We start from the raw sequence: 26,081 nt of genomic DNA on the forward strand, positions 1-26,081 counted from the left end.
TTCGGGACTAGAAAAAATGACCAGCTGTTAAGCGAGATCCTCGACGGAGGCGGATTCGTTGCGCGACAAGTTGATTCCCAGATTCGCCGCAGCGCGTTCCAGATCCTCGTCGTCGCTGTCGCGCATCTCGATCGCAGTGCCCTCGCTGGAGAGCACCTCGACGTTGAGGCACAGCGACTGCAGTTCCTTGAGAAGCACCTTGAACGACTCCGGAATGCCCGGCTCGGGGATGTTCTCGCCCTTGACGATCGCCTCGTAGACCTTGACCCGGCCGACGGTGTCGTCGGACTTGATGGTCAAGAGCTCCTGCAGCGTGTACGCCGCGCCGTAGGCCTGCATGGCCCAGCACTCCATCTCGCCGAACCGCTGCCCACCGAACTGCGCCTTACCACCCAGCGGCTGCTGGGTGATCATCGAGTACGGACCGGTGGAACGGGCGTGGATCTTGTCGTCCACGAGGTGGTGCAGCTTGAGGATGTACATGTAGCCGACCGTGACCGGATACGGGAACGGCTCGCCGCTGCGGCCGTCGTACAGCACGGCCTTGCCCTGTCCGTCGACCATCACGTCGCCGTCCCGGTTGGGTAGCGTCGAGGCCAGCAGACCCTCGAGCTCGTTCTCGCGGGCACCGTCGAACACCGGGGTGGCGACGATGCTGTCCGCGGGAGCCGAGCGCAGCTCCTCGGGCAGCTTGCTCGCCCAGTCCGGCACCGTGCCGCCGGAGCCGTCGGCGACCTGGATGTTCCAGCCCGCCTTGGCGACCCAGCCCAGGTGCGTCTCGAGGATCTGGCCGATGTTCATCCGTCGCGGCACACCGTGCGTGTTCAGGATGATGTCGACCGGCGTGCCGTCCGGGAGGAACGGCATGTCCTCGATCGGCAGGATCTTGCCGATGACGCCCTTGTTGCCGTGGCGTCCGGCGAGCTTGTCGCCGTCGGAGATCTTGCGCTTCTGGGCCACGTAGACGCGGACCAGCTCGTTGACGCCAGCGGGCAGCTCGTCGTCGTCCTCGCGCGAGAACACGCGGATACCGATGACCTTGCCGGACTCACCGTGCGGCACCTTGAGCGACGTGTCGCGGACCTCGCGCGCCTTCTCACCGAAGATCGCGCGGAGCAGCCGCTCCTCCGGGGTCAGCTCGGTCTCGCCCTTCGGCGTGACCTTGCCGACCAGGATGTCGCCGTCACGGACCTCGGCGCCGATGCGGACGATGCCGCGCTCGTCGAGATCGGCCAGCACCTCGTCGGAGACGTTCGGGATGTCCCGGGTGATCTCCTCGGCGCCCAGCTTGGTGTCGCGGGCATCGATCTCGTGCTCTTCGATGTGAATCGAGGTGAGCACGTCCTCTTCGACCAGACGGTTCGAGAGGATGATCGCGTCCTCGTAGTTGTGGCCCTCCCACGGCATGACGGCGACGAGCAGGTTCTTGCCCAGCGCCATCTCACCGTTCTGGGTGCAGGGACCGTCGGCGACCACCTGGCCGGACTCGACCCGCTGCCCGGCGTCCACGATCGGACGCTGGTTGGCGCACGTGCCGTGGTTGGACCGCGCGAACTTGCGCATCCGGTAGGTCTTGCGGCTGCCGTCGTCCGCCATCACGGTGATGTAGTCGGCCGACACCTCCTCGACCACGCCCGCCTTCTCGCTGACGACCACGTCGCCGGCATCGATGGCGGCACGCAACTCCATACCGGTGCCCACCAGCGGTGCCTCGCTGCGCACCAGCGGAACCGCCTGGCGCTGCATGTTGGCACCCATCAGGGCACGGTTGGCGTCGTCGTGCTCGAGGAAAGGGATCATGGCCGTGGCCACCGACACCATCTGGCGCGGCGAGACGTCCATGTAGTCGACCTCGGTCGCCGAGACGAACTCGACCTCGCCGCCCTTCCGGCGGACCAGGACGCGCTCCTCGGTGAAGCGGCCGCCGTCGTCGGTCGGCGAGTTGGCCTGCGCCACGACGTGGCGGTCCTCCTCGTCGGCGGTCAGGTAGTCGATCTGGTCGGTGACCACACCGTCGGAGACCTTGCGGTACGGCGTCTCGATGAAGCCGAACGGGTTGACCCGCGCGTACACCGACAGCGAACCGATCAGGCCGATGTTCGGACCCTCAGGAGTCTCGATCGGGCACATCCGGCCGTAGTGGCTGGAGTGCACGTCGCGGACCTCGAGGCCGGCGCGCTCACGGGACAGACCACCCGGGCCCAGCGCCGAAAGGCGGCGCTTGTGGGTCAGACCCGACAGCGGGTTGTTCTGGTCCATGAACTGCGACAGCTGCGACGTTCCGAAGAACTCCTTGATCGCCGCCACGACCGGGCGGATGTTGATCAGGGTCTGCGGCGTGATCGCCTCGACGTCCTGCGTGGTCATCCGCTCGCGGACGACACGCTCCATGCGGGACAGGCCGACCCGGATCTGGTTCTGGATCAGCTCGCCCACGGTGCGCAGCCGGCGGTTGCCGAAGTGGTCGATGTCGTCGACCTCGACGGGCACCTCGACGCCACCGGGCACCGTCATCGTGGTCTGGCCCTCGTGCAGCCGGACCAGGTACTCGATGGTCGCGACGACGTCTTCTTCGGTCAGCGTCGTCGACGACGGCGCACTCGGATTCGCCGTGATGCCGAGCTTCTTGTTGACCTTGTAGCGGCCGACGCGGGCCAGGTCGTAGCGCTTCTCCTTGAAGAACAGGTTCTCCAGCAGGGTCTGCGCGGACTCCTTGGTGGGCGGCTCGCCCGGGCGCAGCTTCCGGTAGATGTCGAGCAGCGCCTCGTCGGTGCCTGCGGTGTTGTCCTTCTCCAGCGTGCTCATCATGATCTCGCTGAAGCCGAACCGCTCGGTGATCTGCTCGTTGGTCCAGCCCAGTGCCTTGAGCAGCACGGTGACGGGCTGACGGCGCTTGCGGTCGATGCGGACACCGACGGTGTCGCGCTTGTCGACGTCGAACTCCAGCCACGCGCCGCGGCCGGGGATCACCTTGACGCTGTGCAGCGTCTTCTCGGTGGACTTGTCGATGGTGTCGTCGAAGTACACACCCGGCGAGCGGACCAGCTGGCTCACCACGACACGCTCGGTGCCGTTGATGATGAAGGTGCCCTTCTCCGTCATCATCGGGAAGTCACCCATGAACACCGTCTGGCTCTTGATCTCGCCGGTGTTGTTGTTGATGAACTCGGCCGTGACGAACAGCGGGGCCGCGTACGTCATGTCCTTGTCTTTGCACTCGTCGACCGGCGCCTTGACCTCGTCGAAGCGCGGGTCGGAGAACGACAGCGACATGGAGCCGGAGAAGTCCTCGATCGGTGAGAGTTCGGTCAGCACCTCTTCGAGGCCGCCGGACGGATTGGCGTCGCCACGCGCCTTGGCGGTCTCCCGCCACCGGTCGGACCCGATGAGCCATTCGAAGGAGTCCGTCTGCACGTCGAGCAGCCCCGGAACCTCGAGAGGCTCGCGGAGCTTGGCGAAGGAAATGCGGTTTGGGGCTCCGGGAACGGAGTTATTGGTGATAGCTTCTGCTGACTTGCTCTGGCTAGAGACTGCCAAGATGCATTCCTTCCAGCACCTCATGCGACGCCCGAGAGCCGGTGTGCCGGTTCTGTTGGCCGCGATATCTGCGTTGGTCCGGCTGACTTCAGCCTGTCCGTGCCCCTGAAGGGCACTCTCCGACGCAGGGCACGCGACTAGATCACTGAGCTAAACGGGGCTCAGGCCAGGCGGGTGTCAGGTGCAGGTGAGGTGGGCAGGATGCAGCCAGCGCAACGTCCAACAATAGCGCAGGACGGCGCATTCCTCAACAAGCCCATATCCGTCGCACGCTGGGGCTGGCTGGGCGCTGGCTGGCGTCCTCGACCCGTACAACATGCTGCCCAACACATTGGCCCGTCGGGGCCGTTCCGTCAAGGGTTCACACGCCGTTTCCTGCGTCGAATCCGGTGGTGAGCAGCAACCGGCGGGCGACGCCGGCCCCGGCGGGTCGACGATGTCCGCACAATGCAATCGCCGCGCGGTCCGACGGACCGCGCGGCGACTGCGTGAAACAGGTTCTAGCGCTCCCGGGCGACCGGGATGGAGGCGGTCGGGGCGTCGTCCTCGTGGCTCCGGTGATGGCGCGACGTCGGTTCGTCGCCGAACTCGCTCCGGCCCTGGTTCGTGCCCTCGAGATCCTCGCGGATGGCCTCCTGCGCGGCCTCGGGCAGCGAACCCATGATCTCGCGCACGCGGGCCTGACGCCGGCCGACGGCCTTGCGCTCGGGCATACCCGGGGTGGCGGACACCTGCGGCGGGACGCCGACGATCTCCTCGACACCACCGTCGTGGTGACCGGCGTCGACCATGGCCTGCTCCTCGGCCATCGTCGACTCGTCCTTCTCCTCCGACATGCCGATCGGGCCGAGGCGACGACCGTTGAGGAACTGACGCACCACCGGCTCGTCGCTGGTCAGCAACACCTCACGCGGGCCGAACATGACCAGCTTGCGGCGGAACAGCATGCCGATGTTGTCGGGCACCGTGCGGGCGATGTTGATGTTGTGCGTCACGATCAGGATCGTGCAGTCGATCTGGGCGTTGATGTCGATCAGCAACTGGCTCAGGTAGGCCGTACGCACCGGGTCCAGACCGGAGTCCGGCTCGTCGCACAGGATGATCTGCGGGTCGAGCACCAGCGAGCGGGCCAGCCCGGCGCGCTTGCGCATACCACCGGAGATCTCGCCGGGGAACTTGGTCTCGTCGCCGGCCAGGCCGACGAGCTCCAGCTTCTCCATGACGATGTTGCGGATCTCGCTCTCCTTCTTCTTCGTGTGCTCACGAAGCGGGAAAGCGGTGTTGTCGTAGAGGCTCATCGAGCCGAAGAGCGCGCCGTCCTGGAACATCACGCCGAACAGCGTGCGGATCTCGTAGAGCTCCTTGGAGGTGCACTCGATGATGTTCGTGCCGTCGACGATGATCCGGCCGCGCTCGGGCCGCAGCAGCCCGATCAGCGACTTCAGGAACACCGACTTACCGGTACCCGACGGGCCGAGCAGCACGCTCACCTCACCGGGCGGGAGGTCGAACGTGACGTCCTCCCAGATTCGCTGGGGCCCGAAGGACTTCGTCAGTCCCTCAACCTGAATGCCAATGCCCACCTGCGATCCTTCCGCCAGACCTAGTCATCGCCACGCGCTCCCCGCCTGTGGCTTGAGTCACTGTAGCGCACGCCGGAGCAGCCTACCGCGTTTGTATCCGCACAGTTACCGGCACCGACAACGCCCTCCCGGCGACATTCGCGGAGTTCGCACCGGCGGGTCAACCGGCCGTGGAAACGACTGCGGGGCCGCCCCGAAAATCGGGACGGCCCCACAGACGAAACGGTCTTACTTGACGGTGACCGAAGCGCCGGCGGCCTCGAGCTTGCCCTTGGCTTCCTCGGCGGCCTCCTTGGTGACCTTCTCGAGCAGCGGCTTGGGAGCGCTGTCGACCAGATCCTTGGCCTCCTTGAGGCCCAGGCCGGACACGATCTCGCGGACGACCTTGATGACGCCGATCTTCTTCTCGCCGGCACCCTCGAGGATGACGTCGAACTCCGACTGCTCCTCGGCGGCCTCGGCCGGGGCGGCAGCGCCACCGGCGGCGGCGACGGCGACCGGCGCGGCCGCGGTGACCTCGAAGGTCTCTTCGAACTGCTTGACGAACTCCGAGAGCTCCAGCAGCGTCATTTCCTTGAACGCGTCGAGCAACTCGTCGGTGGAGAGCTTGGCCATGGTGGTTCCTTCCTGATTTCTTTACTGGCTGGTGGGGTTGGTGGTCAGGCGGCGGACTCTTCGGCCGCTTTCTTCTCTTGTAGTGCTGCGGCGAGCCGGGCGACCTGCGATGCGGGCGCATTGAACAGGCCGGCGGCCTTGGCGAGGTTGCCCTTCATCGCGCCGGCCAGCTTGGCCAGCAGCACCTCGCGCGACTCGAGGTCCGCGATGCGGTTGACCTCGTCGACGGAAAGCGCGCGGCCTTCCATGTAGCCGCCCTTGATGACCAACGCCTTGTGATCCTTGGCGAAGTTCTTGATCGCCTTGGCGGCATCGACCGGTTCGCCCTTGACGAACGCGATCGCCGTCGGCCCGGCGAACAGCTCGTCGAGACCGGCGACGCCGGCTTCGCTCGCGGCGCGCTTGACCAGGGTGTTCTTCGCGACGGTGTAGGTGGCGGACTCCCCGAGCGAGCGACGCAGCTCGGCGAGGTGGGCCACCGTGAGGCCGCGGTACTCGGTGACGACGGTGGCCGTCGCCTCCTTGAACTGCTCGGCGATGTCGGCAACCGCCGTGGCCTTCTCAGCCTTGGCCATGCATGCCTCCTTGTGGTGGGTGTCGGGTGTTCACCCGCATACCGCCGGAGGGCCGGAAACGACGAACGCCCCGACGCAGACAGGTCGGGGCGCAGAAAGTACTGGTGCCTCGTCCTCCTGCGTGGGCCGCCGGGGGTCTGATGAACCGCTTGCGCGAGATCAACAGATCCGTCCGGACCTTCAACCGATTGCTCGGTGACCGACGGTCTTCGGTGGAACGCCGCCAAGAATAGCGCGCCGCCCGCCGATCAGCCAAAACGCCGTCTCCGCTCCCTCGGCGAGCGCCCGGACCGGTGGCGGGTGCCTCAGGCCGGGGCGTGCAGCGTCGCGAATTCGGCCAGCACCGCCAGGTGGTCGTCGACGGTGCGCAGGCCGGCGCCCATGGTGTTCACCGACAGATGGCTGGCGCCCGCCTCGGCCCAGGCCGCCAACTGCGCGCCGGCCCTGTCGGCGTCGCCGGTCCAGTTGACCCGTCCCTCCATCCCGATCGTCGAGGGGTCGCGGCCGGCCGCGATGGCGGCGTCGACGACGATGCCGAGCGCCTCGTCGAGTCGCGGCCCCGGCGCGACCATCGGGAACCAGCCGTCCGCGATACGGCCGGCCCGTTCGTAGCCGCGCTCGGACGCCGTTCCGATCCACACCGGGATCGGTTGCTGCACCGGCAGTGGCGCCAGCCCGGCGCCCGTCACCCGGTGGTGTCGGCCGTCGAACGTGACGCTGCGTTCCGTCCACAGCCGGCGCATCAGCTCGATCTGCTCCTCGGAACGCTTGCCGCGGTTTCCGAAGTCCTCGCCGAGGGCCTCGTACTCGACGGCGTTCCAGCCGATGCCGACGCCGAGCCGGAACTTCCCCTGCGTCAGGAGGTCGACCTCGGCGGCCTGCTTGGCGACGAGCGCGGTCTGCCGCTGCGCAACGATGATCACGCCGGTGACGAGTTCCAGGGCGGGCGCGACGCCGGCCAGGAACCCGAACATCACGAAGGGTTCGTGGAACGTGGTGTCGATGTCGTACGGGCCGTTCCAGTCGGTGTGCACGGCGGGATCGGCGCCTACCACGTGGTCGTACACCAGCAGGTGTCTGTAGCCGAGTTCCTCGACCGCTTGACCGTAGGCGCGCACCGCGCCGACGTCCCCGCCCAGTTCCGTCTGGGGAAACACCACTCCGACACGCATGTGAGCCCTTTCGCCGCCGCCTCTATGACACCCGCGGGAGCGGCTCTATTCCGCGTGAGGCCCCGGTGGCAGGCATCTCAGGCGTCCCGCAGCAGAGCGGCCGCGCCCACCAGCCCCGCGTCGCCGCCGAGCTGCGCGGGCAGCACCCGGACTGCGCGCAGGAAGTCCAGGCCGGCGTAGTGGGTCAGCGCCTCGCGCACCGGGTCGAAGAGCAGCGGACCGGACTTGGCGACGCCACCGCCGATGACGACGAGGTCGAGATCGCACACCGCGGCCACCGACGCGATCATCGCCGCGACGGCGGTCGCGCCGCGTCGGAAGGCCCGTTGGGCCACGGGATCGCCCGCGACGACGGCGTCGGCGAGTTCCTTCGCGTCGGCTTCGGGCGGCGCATCCCAGCCGTGCTCGCGGGCCCACCGGGCCATCCGCGGACCGGCGGCGACGGTCTCCACACAGCCGTGTCCCCCGCACGAGCACAGCGCGCCCTCCGGATCCACGACCACGTGGCCGACGTGCCCGGCGTTGCCGCTGCGACCGTCGTAGGGCGCTCCGTCGAGCACGAGCCCGCCGCCCACCCCGGTCGACACCACCATGCCGAGCAGGAACTGCGCGCCCTGGCCCGCGCCGCGCCACCGTTCCCCCATCGCCATGCAGAGGCCGTCACCTCCGAGACGCACCGGGGCGCCGGTGACGGCGGCGACCCGCTCGACGATCGGAAAGCGTTGCCACAGCGTGATGTTGATGGGGCTGACGGTGCCGGCAGGCAGGTCGATCGGACCGGCCGAGGCGACGCCGACGCCGCGGACACCGCCGCCCGCCGCAGCGAGTGCGCCGTCGATCAGTTCGTCCACGACGTTCCAGATCGCCTCGGCGTCGGTGCGTGGCGTCGGGAGCTTCGCCTGGTGCACCAGCGTGCCCTCGTCGTCGACGAGGCCCGCGGCGATCTTCGTGCCGCCGATGTCGAGCGCCATCGTCAGAGGTCCCATCAGTGGCGGTGGGTGTTGTCGGGTTGGCGGGGGTCACCGGGGTGCTCGTATCCCGGTGCGAGGCGGACGAGTTCGGCGCGCCGGGCGTCGAGCCAGTGCCGGAACGCCCTGCGCCGGGCGGCGGCCAGCAGATGCGCCTCGATCGCCGGCCTGACCGCGGACAGCGCCGGCGCCGCCGCGGGGCGGGAATGCCAGCCGGGCCCGCCCGCGGAGTCCGCGAAGCGCATCGGGTTGCGCACGTGGTAATCCGCCACCTCCGCGGGCGAAACGACGATTCCAGCGGTGACGTCGGCGAACACCGCCCGCGCCAGCGGGTCGGCCAGCACGGCCGCGGCCACGCTGCCGATGTCGAGGCGGGCCGCGTTGTCCGGCAACACATCCGCCTCGCCGGGGGCCCGGTCTGCGGTCAGCCCGCGCGCCTGCGCCTCGGCCGCCACCACCCGCTCGGTCACCAGCAGCTGGGTGAGCCAGCGGCGCAGTTGGCGGCCTTCACTCGTGCCGGGCCTCGGCAGGGCCGACGCGGGCGTGCGGGCGCGCAGCAGGGCTTCGCGCTCGTCGATCTCCTCGGTGCGCACGGTGCCGCCACCGACGGTCGCGGCGACGCTCATCGGATCACCACCTTCACCGCGGGTGTGTACAGCAGCCGACCCGCACCCGCGACGCGGATCAGCGCCCACCACCCGCCCGGGTCGACCCAGACCGGCGGTCGCACGTCGAACGACAGCTCTACCGAGCCCGACGCAGGCACGTCGGCGCCCAGCGCGGCAGGCCCCATCCACTCCCACGTCCCCCACGGACTGATCAGGTGCGCCTCGACGGACAGCCCCGCGAGCGCATTCGACCCCACGGTCACCGACAGCGTCGCGAATTCCCCCGCGACGATGTCGACCGGCGACGGTTCGACGACCAGTCGCAGCAGGCCGGTGTCCGGGACCGGGCCGACTTCGACGATGCAGACGTCTTCGACTGTCTGGCGCCATGATTCGGGTATGTGACCGACGTCCGCGCCGGTGACGGCCAGCTCGGCGCGCACCGGGTACACACCGGGCCCGGCCTCGGTGGGCACACGCACGACGACGTCGGCGGCCAGGTGCTCGCCCGCCGGGAGCACGAACGGCAACTCGGCGGGCTCGGCCGTCCAGCCGGTGGGCATGACGAGCCGGACGTGGCCGTGCAGCGCTGCGTCGGTGCAGTCGCTGGCGGCGGTGAGCCGCAGCCGCACCGCGGAGCCCGGTTCGCCGATAATGCGGTCGGGGTGCAGGTGGGCGACGGCAGGCAGCCCGCCGAGCGGAGCGGGCCCGCGGTTGTGCAGCCAGTACCTCGCGAACAGCGGCTGGGCGGCCTCGGCTTCCGACACCAGCGCCGTCGGCTCGCCGTCCAGCACCCGCGGCAGGTTGAGCCGCGTCGAGACCGTCGCGATCTCGAACCCGTGCAACCGCAGCCGGTCGCTGTCGGACGACGGGCCGAGGGGCTCTTCGAGCAGGTCGACGCGGGTGGCGTCCGACACCGTGCGCAGCCCCGAGTGCAACACCACATCCGCGGTGCCGCCGCGTGTTTCGACGAGCCGGAGCACCACACCCGTCGACGGGTCGGCAGGCCGCACGCTGCCTGCGGCCAGCGGGTTGCCCGCCGCCTTGAGCGCCCCGAGGGTCACCGAGGCTGCGGGTTCGACCGTCAGCAGCGACCCCCACGGCGGCAGTCCGCCGTCGGGCTCGCCGTGACCGGCGACGGCGAGCAGCGGGTGCGAGAACGCGGCGCTGCGAGCGGGTATGCCCGCATCGCGCCAGTCGCCGGCTCCGGATACGAGGGCGTAGTCGAACGTGTGCGTCCAGTGCTGCAGCTGGAAGTTCGAACCGTCGGGCGCGGTGCGCCGCGGCGGGTCGATCCAGGTGCCCGACGGCCAGCCGGTGCACGACCGCATCAGCGAGGTGTGCAGGGTGCCGTCGGTGTCGACGGCGAAGCCGGGAACACCGCGGTTGAGCACCGCCACGGTGTGCGACTCGAAGGGCGCCGCAGTGACGGCGGCCTGTTGCTCGACGGTGATCTCGGCGTCGTCCAGGTCGTCGACCAGTGCGGCGACGGCGCCCGGGCCCGCGACGACCAGCACCGGTAGCGCCTGCACGGCGCGCAGGTCGGCGCCGGGCACCCAGGCGGTCGTCAGCGGTTCGGCGGCGGGCACCCACACGCGCGCCGCACCCGTCGCCCGCAGCTGTCGCTCGAACTCCTCGCTGTAGGACGGGTCGGCGGCATTCAGAACCGTTGCGGTGAAAGCATTCTCGTCCGGGCCGCCGAGTGCGATCCGGGTGTCGGGCAGATTCGAGTCGACGGCCAGGTCGCCGTAGCGGGGCTTGTCGGCGCCGCTGCAGGTCGCGGTCACACCGGCGCGGGCCAGCGCGACGATCAGGTCGCGGGCGGTCCGGCCGCTGGCAGACTCGGCCGGGGTGACCACCTCGGCGACCCCGACCGGGTACACCTGCGCGCCGATCCGCACCCGTACCGCCGACGACAGGCCGAACCAGCCGTATGCCGGGTTGTCCAGCGTCCACGGATGCCGCGCGGAGTCGACGGCGGTGTCGGCGCCGCGGTCGTGCAGCAGTCCGAAGCCGCGGCCGATCACCGCGTCGGCCACCTCGCTGACCGGCAGCGCTCCGGGCACCGGGCACGGCCAGCGCAGCCGCAGCAGCTTGTCGGCACCGGTGAACTCGTCGATCGTGGTGCGGCAGTCCACCCGGGCGACACCGCGCCACAGGGTCAGCGTCTGGGTGTAGCGGAGTACACCGGGCACGTTGCCGCGCACCATGATCCGCTCACCCAGGGCACTGCGCAGCGTGGTCACCTCGGCGGACGACGCCGACGATCCGGCCACCGGTCCGCTGGGCAGCAGATGCCACGGTCCCTCACCCGATTTCGGATGCGCGGGATACTCGTCGTAGACGGCGAGTTCGTTGCCGACCGCGCCCGCCGCGATGAGTTCCCGCCCCGATTCCGTCTCGACGAGGGACGTCACCCCTCCGCCGCGCGCGGGGTCGACCCGTACCCGGTAGTGCTCGTTGCCGATGGTGTTGTCCGGCATCGCCTCCCACGTCGCGGTTGGCGCGGCGTCCGCCAGCCGGTAGGACCGCCATCCCAGCGACGGCATGTCCCGGGCGAGCCAGCTGACCGTGTGACCGCCGTCCTCGACGAGTGCCTGCACGTCGGCGCCGTCGGTGTCGAGCACGCGCACACCGGCACCGACTGGCTCGGTGAGTCGCACCGTGACCACGTCATCCCGGTTGTGGGTCAACGTGTTCCACACCACGACCGACCGCCCGTCGGGTCCGGTGTGATCGCTGACGGTCTGCGAGAGCAGCATCAGCGCGTTGTCACGCACGGTGGTGCCGAGTTGCCACGCATCGCGCCAGCCCGTCAGCAGGTCGAGGTAGACCTGGTCGGATTCCGAGCCGGTGATGGCGTCGTGGTGGGCGCCGTAGGCCAGCTGCACCCAGGCCTTGGCCAGCGCCGCCTCGGGGTAGGTCGCGCCGCCCACCAGCCCGGCGAACACCGCGAAGCGTTCGGCGTCGAGCACGGCGTCCTCGGCGGCGCGGTTGGCCTGCTTCGTGTCGATGTACGACACGTCCTTGCCGGTGTAGATCGGGTTCATGTCGCGGGTCTGCGGCGACGGTTCGACCCCGCGATCGCTCAGTTCGGCACGGACGGCGGCGAAGAACTCGCTGGGCAGGGCGCAGACGAACCGCGGCCAGCAGTAGCGGGCCGCCCAGTCGCGGTGGATCTGGGTGACCCACTTGTTGGGCGGGGTGTAGTCGGTGCCGACGGGCAGTAACACGTTGCGGGTCAACGCGACCCGTTTCAGCTTCGTGAACAGGTCGAGTGTGGCGGCCTCCGCCTCGGCCAGCGACGGGGCGGAGTCCATCCACCAGCCGGCCGCGTAGTGGGCCGGCATGTAGTGCGTGAGCAGTCCCCGCCCGGACGGCGCGATCCATTCGAACTCACTGCTGAACTGCATGCGTTCGGGATCGCCGTCGTCGGCCATCGGACCCCACTGGTGGTGCGGGCCGCGCGCCCAGGAACTCGACGTCAGGCCGGCGTCGGCGGCCATGCCGGGGAACTGCGGATCGTGGCCGAACGCGTCGAGCTGCCATGCGGTGGCGGGGCCGGCGCCGAGCACATCGCGCTGAAAACCGGTACCACACACGAAGTTACGGATCGTCGTCTCGGCGCTGGTGAGGTTGGTGTTCGGCTCGTTGTAGGTTCCGCCCATCACCTCGACGCGGCCGTCGGCGATCATCGCGCGCAGGTCGGCGCGGTCCTCGGGGTGGGTGTCCCAGTACGGCTTGAGGTAGTCGACCTCCGCGAGGACGAACTTGTACTCCGGTTCACGACGCGCCATCTCCAGGTGGGCGGCGACCAGGTCGAAACTGTGCGTCTGCCTGCATCGCCCCGGCGGGTCCTCGGTCCACTGACTGGTGTAGGCGGCCTGGGTGTTCCACCACACCGGGTCGTAGTGGAAGTGGCTGATCATGTGCATCGTCCAGCCGGGTTCGGCGACGGTGAAGACGAATTCGGTGTCCCCCGCCTTCGCGGCGCGCTGCTCGCCGGGCACCGGATCCTCAACCGCGACCGGTACCTCGGCGGTGCCGTCGGTGGACGCGACGTGCACCTCGCCGGCCAACCGGTCGCCCTCGACGGCGATCAGTCCAGCGCCGCCGCCGGTGTAGCTCACACGGACGATCTGCAGCGGCGCGCCGGGCGGCCCGGCGAACAGCTCCGTCGACTCCGCGGAGGTGACGTGCACCACCGCACCCTACGGCGTCAGCCTCGGGAAATGTCGACGACAAGCGCGCGGTGATCCGATATCGGCAGTGCGACATCGAAGGCGCGGTCGACGCGCAGTGTGTGGTCGTCAGTCAGGATGTGGTCGAGCTGGCGGTCGGGCTGTTCAACCGGGAATGTCAGCGCCGCGCCGAGCGGCCGGAATCCCGACCAGCGGCTCGGGGTGGGCGGGGTCATGTTGAGGTCACCCATCAGCACCCGCGGCCCGTCGAACCCACGCAGGTCGCGCACCAGCCGCCGCATCTGCGCCCGGTTCCAGCCCGGCACGAACGACAGGTGGGTGTTGGCGACGGTGAGCGGTCCGAGCGGCGTGTCGAGCCTGCCGATCATCGCCGCGCGCGGTTCCTCGTTGACGATCTGCACGCGGTTGGGGCCGGGCAGGTACATCGGGAACCGCACCGGAATCCGCGGCAGCCGGACCACCTGCCATGTCTCGGCCGGAAACCGGGACAGCAGCGCGATGCCGTAGGCCGCCGTGCCGGGCTGTTCGCGGCCGGTGGCCGCCATCCAGGTCGCGCCGGGGGTACCGGCGATGGCGGCGACGAACCGGTGGCTGACCGCACGCATCGCCTCGGCCGCGACGGCGGTCAGGTCGGCCTTTCCCGACCGCGGCTGGTCGAAATCCACCTCCTGCAGCGCAAGGATGTCGGGGTCGAGTTCCCGCACGGCATCGGCCAGCCGTCCGAGGTCGACGTCGCCGTGACGCAAACTGCGTCCGTGCAGAATGTTGAAGGTGGCCATCCGCATGGGTACTTGTTACCCGCACCGGCTGACCGCAGACACCTGAAAGTAGATCCTTGGCTGCACGAAACGACGACCTACGCGACGCGCTACGGCGCGCGGCGTCCGCACTGCGGGCGGACGGACCCGACTTCGCGCTGGCAGGCAGCTATGCGCTGTGGGCGTACGGCGGGCCCGAACCCGTCCACGATGTGGACTTCGTGGTCGCCGAACCGGACACCGAGGCCGCGGCGTCGACACTGGAGAAAGCCGGATTCCGGATCGAACGCACGCCCGAGGACTGGTTGTTCAAGGCCTGCGTCGGCAGCGACTTCGTCATCGACGTGTTGCACGCGCTCAACGGCGTCCCGGTCAAGCACCACACCGTCGAGGCCGGAGAGGAACTCGACGTGCTCGCGATCAGGATGCGCGTGCTGCCACCCACCCATGTGCTGATCGAGAAACTCAACTCGCTCAACGAACACCGCTGCGACTTCGCCGCGTTGCTGCCCGCGGTGCGTGCGGTCCGCGAGCAGGTCGACTGGGACCGCGTGCGCGCCGACACCGCCGACAGCCCGTTCGCCGCCTCGTTCCTGTATCTCATCGAGCGGCTGGACCTCATCTGACTCCTCCGGCGGCGCGGCGCAACCGGTCGGCGACCACCGCCGCCGCCTCGGCCACCTCCGGCGGCTCCAGCACCTCGAAGTCGACACCCACCATCGCGAAGTACACCGCCATGCGCGCGGGGTCGTCGGCGCCCGCCGTGACGATGCAGGCGTCCGGCCCGTCGGCCTCGACGACCGCCGATGCATCCGAGAAATGTTGTCGCAGAGTCTCTTCGGATGCCGCGAAGCGGATCCGGGCGACGTAGCGGTAGGGCGATGTGCTGATCGCCCGTCGCACGTAGTCGGCGGCGTCGGGCGCGTCACGCGCGGCGAACGTGCTGCCGAGCGCGCGGACGTCGGCCATCCGGTCCAGCCGCAGGCTGCGCCAGTCCTGCCGGTCGCGGTCGAAGGCGAGCAGATACCAGCGCCGCCCGGTGGTGACCAGTTGGTAGGGCTCGAGCCTGCGTGAGGTGGCGGTGCCCGCCCGGTCGACGTAGCCGGCGGTGACGTGCTCGCGGTCCCGGCAGGCCCTCGCGAGCGTCATCAGCACGTCGGGTTCGACCGGGGTGTCCGAGGTGCCCGACGTCAGCGTCACCGTCGCCTCGTGCACCGCCGACACCTGCGAGCGCAGCCGCGCCGGCATCACCTGATCCAGCTTGCTCAGCGCGCGCAGCGCCGACTCGCCGACACCGGCGACACTGCCGCCCGCGGCCAACCGCAGGCAGACCGCCATCGCGACGGCCTCTTCGGGATCGAGCAGCAGCGGCGGCAACGCCGCCCCGGCGCCCAGTTGGTATCCGCCGCCGTGGCCCTTGCTGGCGTGCACCGGGTAGCCGAGCTCCCGCAGCCGGTCGACGTCGCGGCGCACGCACCGGGCTGTCACTCCCAGCCGGTCGGCGAGCTCGTCGCCGGTCCACACCCGCCGGCCCTGCAACAGGCCCAGGAGTTGGAGCACTCGGCTCGTCGTTTCCGCCATGTTCACCATCGTGCCGCACTCTTAGGACCGAAACAGTCCTATAACGCTGCGAGGCTGATGCCATGGATACGCGAACCAGCCTGAACTCGGTCCTGACCGATCAGCTCGAATACCACTGGACCAACGCACTGCGCCCGCGCCTCGACCGACTCACCGACGACGAGTACTTCTGGGAGCCGGTACCCGGCTGCTGGACGGTGCACCGCGACGGCGGCATCGACTTCAGCTATCCGCCCCCACAGCCGGAGCCGTTCACCACGATCGCCTGGCGGCTGGCCCACGTCATCGTCGGTGTGTTCGCCGTGCGCAACCACAATCACTTCGGCGGTCCGCCCGCCGACTACGAATCCTGGGCCTACGCCACCGATGCCGCCACGGCGCTGCGCCAACTCGACGAGGCCTACCGGAATTGGATCGACGGGGTGCGCACACTCGGCGACGATGGTCTCGACCGGCCGTGCGGCCCCGCCGAAGGGCCCTACGCTGAACGCTCGATGGCGGAATTGGTGCTGCACATCAACCGGGAGGTCATCCACCACGGCGCCGAAATCGCCTGCATCCGCGATCTTTACGCACACTCCACCCAGACGAAAGAGGCCTGACCCGATGCCCGGAATGCCACCGCCCGTTGCCGACGAACGACAGGCTCTGATCGAATTCCTCGCGTTCCAGCAGAACGCCTTCCTGTCCGCGGCGTACGGCCTGACCGACGAGCAGGCCCGCGCCACGCCGTCGGTCAGTGCGCTGTCGATCGGCGGGCTGGTCAAACACGCCGCCGGGGTGCAGAAGGGCTGGACCGAGCGCGCCACCCATGCTCCCGATTTCCCGCCGCCCGACCCGCGGCCGATGGAGGAGCAGATGGCCGAGTACCAGGATCAATACGTGATGCGTGAGGACGAGACGCTGGAGGAACTGCTCGACGAGTTGAAGGCGCAGAACGCCGAGATCCTGCGGGTCTTCGGGGAGAAGGACCTCGACGCCCTCGTGCCCGTACCGCGCAATGTCCCGTGGTTTCCGCAGGACATCGATCACTGGTCGGTGCGCTGGGTGGCGATGCACCTCATCGAGGAACTCGCCCGGCACGCGGGCCACGCCGACATCATCCGTGAATCCGTTGACGGCGCAACGATGTACGAGTTGATGGCCGCTCGCGAAGAGTGGCCGGAGACCGACTGGGCGCCGCGGTGGCGCCCGCCGACGGTGGCCTGACCCCTACCGGTCGAGGACCAGGCGCAGGGCCTGGTCCACCACGGCGTCGAGGTCGTCGCCGAGGCGGCCGGTCAGCCACTGCTGGGCGAGTTCGGCCATCGCCCCGGTGTACATCGCCGCACCGACGCGCGCGGCCACCGGGTCGGTGCCGGGCTGCAACCGCCAGCCCTCGGTCAGCACGAGTTCGAGGAGCAGGTCGACGGCCGCCTCCCGTCGGGCGGCCAGCACCGGGTTGGCCCGCGCGTCGGTGAACAGCACACGGCCGCGGCGCGGGTCGGCCGAACCGAAACCCAGCACCGCGGCGATGCCGGCGCGGGTGCGGTCGCGCAGCGAATCACCGGCGCGCGCCATCGCGGCTGCCACGTCGGCGGTGAGCTGTTCACTCACCTTGTCGTAGACGGCACCGAGCAGGTCGTCGACGTCGGGGAAGCTCTCGTAGAAGTAGCGGGTGTTCAGCCCGCACTCGCGGCACACCGACCGCACCGACACGGCCGACTCACCGCCGTCGCCGAACAGCCGGAACGCCGCATCGACCAGCAGGCCGCGGCGCTCGACGCGCCGGTCGGTGAGCGGCACACCGGCCCAGCGGGTGGGGCTCGACATCGGACCAGCCTACGACCGATCCGGCAAATCTGGTCACAACCGTGCCCAGACGCTAATCTGGTCACACTCGTGACCAGACCCGGAGGGCCGACCATGGACCTGCTTCCCCAACAGATCGTCGAGAACCGGCTCAAGCGCCAGTTCAACCAGGACGTCCGGAGGCACTTCTTCCGCGGGATGGAATTCGCCGGGCCTGCGGGCGACCCCGGCTGGTTCGGGCCCGGCAGCGCGGTGTGGCACGTGCACTCCCACCTCGAGGCGATGATCTTCGGCCTGCAGTGCGCGGCGTACATGGAGCGCCTCGACCCGTCGATCTACTGGATGGGGATGCACCATTCCCGTCTGGTGAAGCGCGACGCCGACGGGGTGGCGCGGCCCGAGATCGACCCGAAGGGCGCCTCGGTGCGGCTCGGCCACTCGGTGGCCTTCTTCATCGGCACCGCCTACGGCTCCACCGACACCGCAGAACGGCTGGCCACCACGGTGCGGTCCATGCACCACACCATCAAGGGCGTGCGGCCCGACGGTCTCCCCTACGACGCCGACGATCCCGACTGGCTGCGCTGGAACTACGCAACCGTGGTCTGGGGCATCGCCACCGCACACCAGCTCTACCATCCGAACCCGTTGCGCGGCAGGGCGATCGACCGCTACTACGGCGAGTTCGTCCGCGTCGGGCACGCGCTCGGCGGCACCGATCTGCCGTCGACGAAGGCCGACACACTCGAGTGCCTGAAGTCTTATCTGCCCCGGCTCGCGGTCACCCATGGCGCGGCACTGGCCACCGGCCCGAACCTGCCGATGCCGCAGAGCGCGCTGAACTGGGCGGTGCGCGACACCATGCCGCGGTGGGGGAAAGAGCTGATCCAGCACCGCAACCCCCACCCCGTGGAACGGGCCGCGCGGCGCGCGATGGTGTGGACGGCGATCAACGGCCTGCACACCGCCGCCGGCCCGGCGCCGGAGTTCGAGCAGGCCAAGGCGCGGCTCGCCGGCGGCGTCGACCCCGCGCTGGCGCCGCACACCGAGCCGGCGTATGTGCTGGGCAGCGACCCTCGGCGCAGCCGAGCCGAGATCGAGCGCACCTTCGCCTGAACTCCGCGGGAGCCCCCGGGCTCCCCCGAGCCTTCCGTGCACAAGACGGCTGCGTGTCGGCGCTGTGACCCGCTGCACACGCTTTTTCGCCTGCTCGCCGATTTTGAGACACTGGCGGTTATGAGTGTCACGCGAAAGACCCAGCACCGCGAGGTCGCCAAGCTGGACCGGGTGCCGCTGCCCATGGAGGCCGCCCGCGTCGGCGTCACCGGTTGGCAGATCACCCGCACCGGCGCACGCGTCGTCAGCAAGCTGGCGGGCCGCGGGTCCCTGCAAGAGAAGGTCGTCAAGCAGATTCCCCAGACGTTCGCCGACCTCGGACCCACCTACGTCAAGTTCGGCCAGATCATCGCGTCGAGTCCCGGCGCCTTCGGCGAACCGCTGTCCCGGGAGTTCCGCAGCCTGCTCGACCGGGTGCCTCCGGCGAACGCCGACGAGGTGGCCAAGCTGCTGCGCGAGGAACTCGGAGGCGATCCGGCAACGCTGTTCAAGTCCTTCGACACCACCCCCTTCGCCTCCGCGTCGATCGCTCAGGTGCACTACGCGACGCTGCACACCGGCGAGGAGGTCGTGGTCAAGGTGCAGCGGCCAGGGATCCGCCGCCGCGTCGCCGCCGACCTGCAGATCCTCAAGCGCGGCGCCCGCCTGGTCGAGTTCGCCAAGCTCGGCCAGCGGCTCAGCGCCCAGGACGTGGTCGCCGACTTCGCCGACAACCTCGCCGAGGAGCTCGACTTCCGGCTCGAGGCGCAGTCGATGGACGCGTGGGTGTCGCACATGCACACCTCCCCCCTCGGCGAGAACATTCGGGTGCCGCAGGTCTACTGGGACCTGACCAGCGAGCGGGTGCTGACCATGGAGCGCGTGACGGGCGTGCGCATCGACGACGCCGCCGCGATCCGCAAGCAGGGCTTCGATGGCACCGAATTGGTCAAGGCACTGCTGTTCAGCGTCTTCGAGGGCGGCCTCAAGCACGGGCTGTTCCACGGCGACCTGCACGCGGGCAATCTCTTCGTCGACGACGAGGGCAAGATCGTGTTCCTCGACTTCGGCATCATGGGCCGCATCGACCCGCGGACACGCTGGCTGCTGCGCGAGCTCGTCTACGCGCTGCTGGTCACGAAGGACCACGCCGCGGCGGGCAAGATCGTCGTGCTGATGGGCGCCGTCGGCACCATGAAGCCGGAGGCCGAGGCCGCCAAGGACCTGGAGAAGTTCGCCACGCCGCTGACCATGAAGTCACTCGGCGACATGAGCTACGCCGAGATCGGCAAGCAGCTCTCCACCCTGGCCGACGCCTACGACGTCAAGCTGCCCCGTGAGCTGGTGCTGATCGGCAAGCAGTTCCTCTACGTCGAGCGCTACATGAAGCTGCTCGCACCGAAGTGGCAGATGATGAGCGACCCGCAGCTGACCGGGTATTTCGCCAACTTCATGGTGGACATCAGCCGCGAGCACAAAGAGAAGACCGTCGACGAGCGCTCGCGCGAGGAGCAGACAACAGAAGAGGTCGAGGCGTGATGGAGATCCGATCCGGCAAGGCGTCCTCAGGTGAGGTCGAGATCTTCTACGAGGACATGGGCGACCCGAACGATCCGGCAGTCCTGCTGGTCATGGGCCTGGGCGCGCAGCTGATCTTCTGGCGCGAGGGTTTCTGCCAGAAGCTCGTCGACCAGGGCCTTCGGGTGATCCGGTTCGACAACCGCGACGTCGGGCTGTCCACCCACCTCGACGGCCGCCGGACCAAGGGTTCGCAGGTCGGCAACATGGTGCGGTCCTTCCTGGGGCTCCGCAGCCCGTCGGTCTACACGCTCGAGGACATGGCCGACGACGCCGCCGCGCTTCTGGACCACCTGGGCATCGACCGGGCACACATCGTGGGCGCCTCGATGGGCGGCATGATCGCGCAGATCTTCGCCGCCCGCCACGCGGAGCGCACCAAGACGTTGGCCGTCATCTTCTCCAGCAACAACCAAGCGTGCCTGCCGCCGCCCGGTCCGCGGCAGCTGCTCGCGGTGATCACGGGCCCGTCGCCGAACTCTCCGCGCGACGTCATCATCGAGAACTCGATCCGGGTGAGCAAGATCATAGGCAGCCCCGGCTACCGCTCCTCCGACGAGGATCTGCGCGCCGACGCCGTCGCGTTCTACGACCGAGCGTTCTATCCGCAGGGCATCGCCCGGCAGTTCAATGCGATCACCGGAAGCGGCAGCCTGCGCCACTACGATCGGCAGATCACCGCGCCGACAGTGGTCATGCACGGTAAGGCCGACAAATTGATGCGCCCCTCAGGCGGACGGATCATCGCGCGGACCATTCCGGGGGCGCGTCTGGTGCTGTTCGACGGCATGGGTCACGAGCTCCCCAAAGAACTCTGGGACGACGTGGTCGGCGAGTTGAAGACCACTTTCGCCGAGCGTGCCTGAGCAGCGGCGGCACTTCTCGATTCGGCCCGCGACGGGCGAATCGGATACGATCCGCTGTCGAGCGCAGGGGCTCGTTGCAGCGTCATCGAAGACGCCGGCGAAGCCCAGAACGGCCAGAAAGGCATGACCATGGCCCCTTCGGGCAAACTGAAGCCGCACTTCGAGGACGTCCAGGCACACTACGACCTGTCCGACGACTTCTTCCGGCTTTTCCTCGACCCTTCGCAGACCTACAGCTGCGCCTACTTCGAGCGTGACGACATGACGCTCGAGGAGGCCCAGCGGGCCAAAGTCGATCTGGCACTGGGCAAGCTGGGCCTGCAGCCCGGGATGACGCTGCTCGACGTCGGCTGCGGCTGGGGCGCCACGATGATGCGCGCGGTCGAGAAGTACGACGTCAACGTCATCGGCCTCACCCTGAGCAAGAACCAGCACTCGCACGTCGAGCGGGTGTTCGCCGAGTCCGACAGCCCGCGGTCGAAAACCGTGCTGCTGCAGGGCTGGGAGGAGTTCGACCAGCCGGTGGACCGCATCGTGTCGATCGGCGCGTTCGAGCACTTCGGCAAGGACCGCTGGGACGACTTCTTCGCCATGGCCTACCGGGCGCTGCCCGACGACGGCGTGATGCTGCTGCACACGATCACCGCGCTGACCATTCCGCAGATGGTGGAACGCAAGATCCCGCTGACGTTCTCGGTCGCGCGGTTCATCAAGTTCATCATCACCGAGATCTTCCCGGGCGGTTACCTGCCGACCATCGAACTCGTCGGCGAGCACGGCGCCAAGGCCGGCTTCAACCTCACCCGCACCCAGTCGTTGCAGCCGCACTACGCCAAGACGCTGGACTGCTGGGCCGACGCGCTCGAGGCCCGCCGGGACCAGGCGATCGCCATCCAGTCCGAAGAGGTCTACGACCGCTACATGCACTATCTGACCGGCTGCGCGGACGCGTTCCGGAAGGGTTACGTCGACGTTTGCCAGTTCACGCTGGAGAAGTGATCTTCAACAACCAGCAAACTCCTGATTACTAGCTGGTCGACGACTCCAGACACCGGGTCGTCGCCGGGTGTGCGACACGCTGTAGGTTCGCAGGTCGACGCCCAGAAACGGGGGTAGCGTGCGGTCACAACACGACCGACGCGGGAGCACTGCAGACGACCTGTCGCGAGGAAGGCCACCCACGAACATGCCAGAGAAAACAAATACCGAAACAGAGTTGCGGCCGCACTTCGAGGACATCCAGGCCCACTACGACCTGTCCGACGACTTCTTCGGCGTCTTCCAGGACCCCACACGCAAGTACAGTTGCGCGTACTTCACGGGTCCCGAGGTGTCGCTGTCCGAGGCGCAGATCGCCAACGTCGACCAGCACCTGGACCGGCTGGACCTCAAGCCGGGGATGACCCTGCTCGAGGTGGGCTGCGGCTGGGGCCTGACGCTGCAGCGGGCGATGGAGAAGTACGACGTCAACGTCATCGGCCTGACGCTGAGCAAGAACCAGCAGGTCTACTGCGACCAGCTGCTGAGCAAGCTCGACACCAGCCGCACCTACGACGTCCGCCTGCAGGGCTGGGAGCAGTTCCACAGCCCGGTCGACCGCATCGTGTCGATCGAGGCCTTCGAGCACTTCGGCTTCGAGCGCTATGACGACTTCTTCAAGACGTGTTTCGACATCCTGCCCGACGACGGCCGGATGACGATCCAGAGCAGCGTCGGGTACCACCCCGACGACCTGCAGGCGCGCGGCAAGAAGCTGACGTTCGAGCTGGCCCGGTACGTGAAGTTCATCCTCACCGAGATCTTCCCGGGCGGCCGGCTCCCCAGCACCCCGATGATGGTCGAGCACGGCGAGAAGGCCGGCTTCGTCGTGCCCGAGACGTTGTCGCTGCGCAACCACTACATCAAGACGCTCGGCATCTGGGCCGCCAAGCTGGAGCAGCACAAGGACGAGGCCATCGCCGCGACCGACGAGGAGAACTACCACCGCTACATGAAGTACCTGCGCGGCGCGCAGTACTACTTCGTCGACGAGAGCATCGACGTCAGCCTGGTCACCTACCTCAAGCCCGGCGCCGCGGCCTAGTCAGGCCGTCACCGCGAAATCCCCCGACGAAAGTCGGGGGATTTCTGCGTCTTGTGTCGGATCCCGGCGCCGGCGTTCGTCGACACAGTAGAGAGTGGAACAGAAGGGTTGCACTCGCTACCGGGAAGGTCGTCACCGATGCATTACTTCGCCCTGCTGCTGGGACCAGAGGCCACCGAGGAGCCCGACGCCGAGACCCAGGCCGCCATCATGACCGCGTACACGGAGTTCCACACGAGCGCCGGTGCGGCGATCAAGGCGGGCGACGCGCTCGCCGGGTCGGCCACCGCCGTCGGCATCACCGGCGGCCCCGACCACCCGGTGGTCACCGACGGCCCGTTCGCCGAGGGCGCCGAGGTCGCCGGCGGCTATTACGTGTTCGAGGCCGACAACCTCGACGACGCGCTGGGCATCGCCCGCCGGATACCGGCCTGCCAGGACGGCGCTGTCGAGGTGTGGCCGATGGTCGGGTGGGAGGCGCCCACCGAGCCGATCGGCGACGACTGGTTCGCCCTGCTGCTGGAACCCGCGGACCAGCCGTGTACGCCCGGCACCGAGGAATGGGAGAGCGGCGAATGCAAGCACGCGGAGTTCGGCCGGGCGGCCGGTGAGCACATCCTCGGCGGAGCGCCGCTGCACCCGCCGAGCACGGCGACCACGGTGCGCGTGCGCAACGGCGAGGCCTTGCTGACCGACGGTCCGTTCGCCGAGGGCGCCGAGGTGGCCAGCGGGTTCTACCTGCTACGGGCCACCGACCGCGACGAGGCCGTCAAGATCGCCTCGATGATCCCCGCCACCACCGTCCATCTGCACCGCCTGGTCGGCGTCTCCAGCCTCTGACCACGCTGCATGACCGAACTGGACGGCGTCTTCCGGCGGGAATGGGGTCCGGCCGTCGCGGCACTCGCGCGGTGGTCGGGCGACCTCGGCATCGCCGAAGACGCCGTCCAGGAGGCGTGCGCCGAGGCGCTGCGCGCGTGGCCGCGCGACGGCGTGCCCGACAACGCCGGGGCGTGGCTGACGACCGTGGCCCGCAACCGGGTGCTCGACCGGCTCCGCCGCGAATCGGCCCGTTCCGGGAAGGAGTACGCCGCGGTGGTCGACGAGCTGAACGCCCGGACGGACGCGCTCCCGCACCGGGTGCGCGACGACGAACTGCGGATGATGTTCACCTGCGCGCATCCGGCGCTGGACCGACTGTCGCAACTGGCGCTGACACTGCGGCTCATCTCGGGCCTCACGGTCGCCGAGATCGCGCGTGCGCTGCTGCAGTCCGAGGCCGCCGTCGGTCAGCGAATCACGCGCGCCAAGAACAAGATTCGCAGTGCGAACATCCCGCTGCGGGTGCCGCCTGCCGAACTGCTGGCCGAGCGCACACCCCACGTGCTGAGCTGCATCTACTCGGTGTTCACCGAGGGCTACTGGTCCACGGCGGGGCCTTCGGCGATCAGGGACGAGCTCTGCAGTGAGGGGGTCCGGCTGGCCACTGAACTGTGCGACCTGATGCCCGCCGAGCGGGACGCCCAGGCGCTGGCCGCGCTGACACTGCTGCACGACTCGCGCCGCCGCACCCGGGTGGACGCGGCCGGCGCGCTGGTGCCGCTGGAGGAACAGGATCGCAGCCGATGGGACCGCGGCCAGATCGCGGCGGGTCTGGAGCGGCTGCGCCGGGCGGCGGGTTCGGGTGGGCAGTATCTGCCGCAGGCGGTGATCGCGGGACTGCACGCGACGGCGCCGACGTGGGAGCAGACCGACTGGGTGACGATCTGCGCCGCATACGACCGGTTGCTCTCGACCGGCGACTCGCCGGTGGTGCGGGCCAATCGCGCGCTGGCCATCGGCTTCCGCGACGGGTTCGCCGCGGGCCTCGCCGAGCTCGACGCGGTGGCCGCCGATCCCCGGTGGGCCCGGTCGAACACCCACGCCGTGATCCGCGCCGACCTGCTGCGCCGGTGCGGGCGGACCGACGAGGCGCTGCACTGGTATCGCGCCGCACTCGCCGCGAACGGGTCCGAGCCGGCACGGGCGTTCCTGCGCCGTCGGGTCGCCGAGTGCGGCGGCTGACACGCTCGGCTTGACCAGCACGCCGGGGTGACGGACGGTATGAGGGCGTACTCGTCGAGAAGGAGACACATGGGCAGCACCATCCGCAAGGCGGTGATCCCCGCCGCCGGCCTCGGGTCCCGGCTGCTTCCGCTGACCAAGGCGATCCCCAAGGAGATGCTGCCGGTCGGCGACAAGCCGGTCATCGAGCACACGGTCCGCGAGCTCGTCAGTTCCGGCATCACCGACATCACGATCGTGGTGTCAGGCGGGAAGTCGTTGATCCAGGACCACTTCCGGCCCAACCCGGCGCTGGTGGAGCAGTTGCGCAACGACGGCAAGACCGCCTACGCCGACGCCGTCGAAGAGGTCGGCCAGTTGTCCGCCGCGGGCCACATCACCTACCTCGACCAGCACGGGCCCTACGGCAACGGCACCCCGGTCCTCAACGCCGCGCGTGCGTTCGGCGACGAGCCGATCCTGGTGCTGTGGCCCGACGACGTGTTCGTCGCCGAGGTGCCGCGCGCCCAGCAGCTGATGCGGGCCTACGCGCAGACGTCGTGTCCGGTGCTGGCGTTGCTGCCGATGGCCGCCGAGGATTCCCAGCGCTACGGCGTCCCGATCGTCAAGGAGGACCTCGACGACGGTCTGTTGCGGATCACCGGCCTGGTCGAAAAGCCGAAGCCCGAGGATGCGCCGTCGGAGTACGCGGCCATCGGCGGGTACGTCATCACCCCCGGCGTCATCGACGAACTGCGCCAGCAGACCAAACGCTGGTACGAGCACCGCACCGGCGAGGTGTACCTGACCGACGCGATCAACGCCTACGCCAAGGACCGCGCGGTGTACGGGCAGGTCATCCAGGGCAGCTGGTATGACACCGGCAACCCGGGCGACTACTTGGTGGCCCAGTTCGCCTCCGCGCTCGCACACCCGACCTACGGGCCGCTGCTGCGCGGGCTCGCCGAGCGCGACTGATCAGTTCTCTGCCGAACAGACGCAAATTGCCCCGACACGCCGTGCGTG

Annotated in this window: 22 protein-coding genes; 11 read left to right on the top strand and 11 right to left on the bottom strand. The window is 69.1% G+C overall.

The genetic code is table 11. The features are described from left to right. Positions 1-27: 27 nt before the first annotated feature. The 9 genes from ACPCHZ_RS13880 to ACPCHZ_RS13920 form a co-directional block, all read right to left on the bottom strand. Complete coding sequence (locus tag ACPCHZ_RS13880; RefSeq protein WP_423485240.1) at positions 28-3,537, bottom strand: DNA-directed RNA polymerase subunit beta; 3,510 nt, start codon at positions 3,535-3,537, stop codon at positions 28-30. A 500-nt stretch (positions 3,538-4,037) separates the two neighbouring features. After that, positions 4,038-5,120 (bottom strand): ABC transporter ATP-binding protein, encoded by a 1,083-nt coding sequence (locus tag ACPCHZ_RS13885; RefSeq protein ID WP_364972862.1) that lies wholly within the window; start codon positions 5,118-5,120, stop codon positions 4,038-4,040. 228 nt (positions 5,121-5,348) lie between these two features. Then, on the bottom strand, positions 5,349-5,735 hold the full coding sequence (rplL, locus tag ACPCHZ_RS13890) for a 50S ribosomal protein L7/L12 (RefSeq protein ID WP_264011666.1): 387 nt from the start codon (positions 5,733-5,735) through the stop codon (positions 5,349-5,351). 44 nt (positions 5,736-5,779) lie between these two features. Then, entirely contained in the window at positions 5,780-6,310 is a 531-nt protein-coding gene (gene rplJ / locus ACPCHZ_RS13895) for a 50S ribosomal protein L10 (RefSeq protein ID WP_264011667.1), read from the bottom strand. A gap of 305 nt (positions 6,311-6,615) precedes the next feature. Then, entirely contained in the window at positions 6,616-7,482 is an 867-nt protein-coding gene (locus ACPCHZ_RS13900; RefSeq protein WP_423485241.1) for an LLM class F420-dependent oxidoreductase, read from the bottom strand. Positions 7,483-7,559: 77 nt separating this feature from the next. Beyond that, complete coding sequence (locus ACPCHZ_RS13905) at positions 7,560-8,468, bottom strand: ROK family protein (protein WP_423485242.1); 909 nt, start codon at positions 8,466-8,468, stop codon at positions 7,560-7,562. Beyond that, complete coding sequence (locus ACPCHZ_RS13910) at positions 8,468-9,076, bottom strand: DUF7158 domain-containing protein (RefSeq protein ID WP_423485243.1); 609 nt, start codon at positions 9,074-9,076, stop codon at positions 8,468-8,470. Before ACPCHZ_RS13910 ends, ACPCHZ_RS13905 begins: the two co-directional genes overlap by 1 nt. After that, entirely contained in the window at positions 9,073-13,260 is a 4,188-nt protein-coding gene (locus ACPCHZ_RS13915; RefSeq protein ID WP_423485244.1) for an NEW3 domain-containing protein, read from the bottom strand. Before ACPCHZ_RS13915 ends, ACPCHZ_RS13910 begins: the two co-directional genes overlap by 4 nt. 17 nt (positions 13,261-13,277) lie before the next feature. Continuing rightward, positions 13,278-14,045, bottom strand: coding sequence for an endonuclease/exonuclease/phosphatase family protein (locus ACPCHZ_RS13920; RefSeq protein WP_423485245.1), 768 nt, complete (start codon positions 14,043-14,045; stop codon positions 13,278-13,280). A gap of 50 nt (positions 14,046-14,095) precedes the next feature. Here ACPCHZ_RS13920 and ACPCHZ_RS13925 point away from each other — a divergent pair, with 50 nt between their 5' ends. Continuing rightward, positions 14,096-14,644, top strand: a complete 549-nt coding sequence (locus ACPCHZ_RS13925) for a nucleotidyltransferase (RefSeq protein WP_423485246.1) — start codon at positions 14,096-14,098, stop codon at positions 14,642-14,644. On the opposite strand, the gene ACPCHZ_RS13930 is transcribed toward ACPCHZ_RS13925, so the two are convergent. Beyond that, positions 14,637-15,599: a helix-turn-helix transcriptional regulator gene (locus ACPCHZ_RS13930; RefSeq protein ID WP_423485247.1), complete on the bottom strand. Its 963-nt coding sequence runs from the start codon at positions 15,597-15,599 to the stop codon at positions 14,637-14,639. The two genes, ACPCHZ_RS13925 and ACPCHZ_RS13930, sit on opposite strands and share 8 nt — an antisense overlap. Before the next feature lie 62 nt (positions 15,600-15,661). Here ACPCHZ_RS13930 and ACPCHZ_RS13935 point away from each other — a divergent pair, with 62 nt between their 5' ends. Further along, positions 15,662-16,201, top strand: coding sequence for a DinB family protein (locus tag ACPCHZ_RS13935; RefSeq protein WP_423485248.1), 540 nt, complete (start codon positions 15,662-15,664; stop codon positions 16,199-16,201). Between the two features lie 4 nt (positions 16,202-16,205). Further along, positions 16,206-16,808, top strand: a complete 603-nt coding sequence (locus tag ACPCHZ_RS13940; protein ID WP_423485249.1) for a DinB family protein — start codon at positions 16,206-16,208, stop codon at positions 16,806-16,808. A 3-nt stretch (positions 16,809-16,811) separates the two neighbouring features. Here ACPCHZ_RS13940 and ACPCHZ_RS13945 read toward each other — a convergent pair whose 3' ends face one another. Next, positions 16,812-17,411: a TetR/AcrR family transcriptional regulator gene (locus tag ACPCHZ_RS13945; RefSeq protein ID WP_423485250.1), complete on the bottom strand. Its 600-nt coding sequence runs from the start codon at positions 17,409-17,411 to the stop codon at positions 16,812-16,814. Positions 17,412-17,504: 93 nt separating this feature from the next. On the opposite strand from ACPCHZ_RS13945, the gene ACPCHZ_RS13950 reads away from it, so the two are divergent. From ACPCHZ_RS13950 to ACPCHZ_RS13985, 8 genes are all read left to right on the top strand, one after another. After that, positions 17,505-18,506: an oxygenase MpaB family protein gene (locus ACPCHZ_RS13950; protein ID WP_423485386.1), complete on the top strand. Its 1,002-nt coding sequence runs from the start codon at positions 17,505-17,507 to the stop codon at positions 18,504-18,506. Positions 18,507-18,626: 120 nt separating this feature from the next. Continuing rightward, a complete protein-coding gene (locus ACPCHZ_RS13955; RefSeq protein WP_423485251.1) occupies positions 18,627-20,024 on the top strand; it encodes an ABC1 kinase family protein in 1,398 nt (465 codons plus the stop codon). Next, entirely contained in the window at positions 20,024-20,929 is a 906-nt protein-coding gene (locus ACPCHZ_RS13960) for an alpha/beta fold hydrolase (protein WP_423485252.1), read from the top strand. Before ACPCHZ_RS13955 ends, ACPCHZ_RS13960 begins: the two co-directional genes overlap by 1 nt. Positions 20,930-21,058: 129 nt before the next feature. Continuing rightward, positions 21,059-21,928, top strand: coding sequence for a cyclopropane mycolic acid synthase family methyltransferase (locus ACPCHZ_RS13965; protein ID WP_423485387.1), 870 nt, complete (start codon positions 21,059-21,061; stop codon positions 21,926-21,928). A 187-nt stretch (positions 21,929-22,115) separates the two neighbouring features. After that, complete coding sequence (locus ACPCHZ_RS13970; RefSeq protein WP_423485253.1) at positions 22,116-23,012, top strand: cyclopropane mycolic acid synthase family methyltransferase; 897 nt, start codon at positions 22,116-22,118, stop codon at positions 23,010-23,012. 138 nt (positions 23,013-23,150) lie between these two features. Next, the gene (locus ACPCHZ_RS13975; RefSeq protein ID WP_423485254.1) at positions 23,151-23,852 is read left to right on the top strand and encodes a YciI family protein; all 702 of its coding nucleotides are present in this window, start codon (positions 23,151-23,153) and stop codon (positions 23,850-23,852) included. A 9-nt stretch (positions 23,853-23,861) separates the two neighbouring features. Next, positions 23,862-25,076 carry an RNA polymerase sigma factor gene (locus ACPCHZ_RS13980; protein WP_423485255.1) on the top strand — a complete coding sequence of 405 codons (1,215 nt, stop codon included), beginning with the start codon at positions 23,862-23,864 and terminating at the stop codon, positions 25,074-25,076. 69 nt (positions 25,077-25,145) lie between these two features. Then, positions 25,146-26,033, top strand: coding sequence for a UTP--glucose-1-phosphate uridylyltransferase (locus tag ACPCHZ_RS13985; RefSeq protein ID WP_364972904.1), 888 nt, complete (start codon positions 25,146-25,148; stop codon positions 26,031-26,033). Positions 26,034-26,081: the final 48 nt, after the last annotated feature.

This window comes from Mycobacterium sp. NPDC050041, assembly GCF_049541695.1.
Classification (GTDB): domain Bacteria; phylum Actinomycetota; class Actinomycetes; order Mycobacteriales; family Mycobacteriaceae; genus Mycobacterium.

Bases quoted from the DNA above. Each gene is read 5' to 3' on its own strand.
- rplL (WP_264011666.1), bottom strand. From the start codon at position 5,735: ATGGCCAAGCTCTCCACCGACGAGTTGCTCGACGCGTTCAAGGAAATG.
- rplJ (WP_264011667.1), bottom strand. From the start codon at position 6,310: ATGGCCAAGGCTGAGAAGGCCACGGCGGTTGCCGACATCGCCGAGCAG.
- ACPCHZ_RS13900 (WP_423485241.1), bottom strand. From the start codon at position 7,482: ATGCGTGTCGGAGTGGTGTTTCCCCAGACGGAACTGGGCGGGGACGTC.
- ACPCHZ_RS13905 (WP_423485242.1), bottom strand. From the start codon at position 8,468: ATGGGACCTCTGACGATGGCGCTCGACATCGGCGGCACGAAGATCGCC.
- ACPCHZ_RS13910 (WP_423485243.1), bottom strand. From the start codon at position 9,076: ATGAGCGTCGCCGCGACCGTCGGTGGCGGCACCGTGCGCACCGAGGAG.
- ACPCHZ_RS13920 (WP_423485245.1), bottom strand. From the start codon at position 14,045: ATGCGGATGGCCACCTTCAACATTCTGCACGGACGCAGTTTGCGTCAC.
- ACPCHZ_RS13930 (WP_423485247.1), bottom strand. From the start codon at position 15,599: ATGGCGGAAACGACGAGCCGAGTGCTCCAACTCCTGGGCCTGTTGCAG.
- ACPCHZ_RS13935 (WP_423485248.1), top strand. From the start codon at position 15,662: ATGGATACGCGAACCAGCCTGAACTCGGTCCTGACCGATCAGCTCGAA.
- ACPCHZ_RS13940 (WP_423485249.1), top strand. From the start codon at position 16,206: ATGCCCGGAATGCCACCGCCCGTTGCCGACGAACGACAGGCTCTGATC.
- ACPCHZ_RS13945 (WP_423485250.1), bottom strand. From the start codon at position 17,411: ATGTCGAGCCCCACCCGCTGGGCCGGTGTGCCGCTCACCGACCGGCGC.
- ACPCHZ_RS13950 (WP_423485386.1), top strand. From the start codon at position 17,505: ATGGACCTGCTTCCCCAACAGATCGTCGAGAACCGGCTCAAGCGCCAG.
- ACPCHZ_RS13955 (WP_423485251.1), top strand. From the start codon at position 18,627: ATGAGTGTCACGCGAAAGACCCAGCACCGCGAGGTCGCCAAGCTGGAC.
- ACPCHZ_RS13960 (WP_423485252.1), top strand. From the start codon at position 20,024: ATGGAGATCCGATCCGGCAAGGCGTCCTCAGGTGAGGTCGAGATCTTC.
- ACPCHZ_RS13965 (WP_423485387.1), top strand. From the start codon at position 21,059: ATGGCCCCTTCGGGCAAACTGAAGCCGCACTTCGAGGACGTCCAGGCA.
- ACPCHZ_RS13970 (WP_423485253.1), top strand. From the start codon at position 22,116: ATGCCAGAGAAAACAAATACCGAAACAGAGTTGCGGCCGCACTTCGAG.
- ACPCHZ_RS13975 (WP_423485254.1), top strand. From the start codon at position 23,151: ATGCATTACTTCGCCCTGCTGCTGGGACCAGAGGCCACCGAGGAGCCC.
- ACPCHZ_RS13980 (WP_423485255.1), top strand. From the start codon at position 23,862: ATGACCGAACTGGACGGCGTCTTCCGGCGGGAATGGGGTCCGGCCGTC.
- ACPCHZ_RS13985 (WP_364972904.1), top strand. From the start codon at position 25,146: ATGGGCAGCACCATCCGCAAGGCGGTGATCCCCGCCGCCGGCCTCGGG.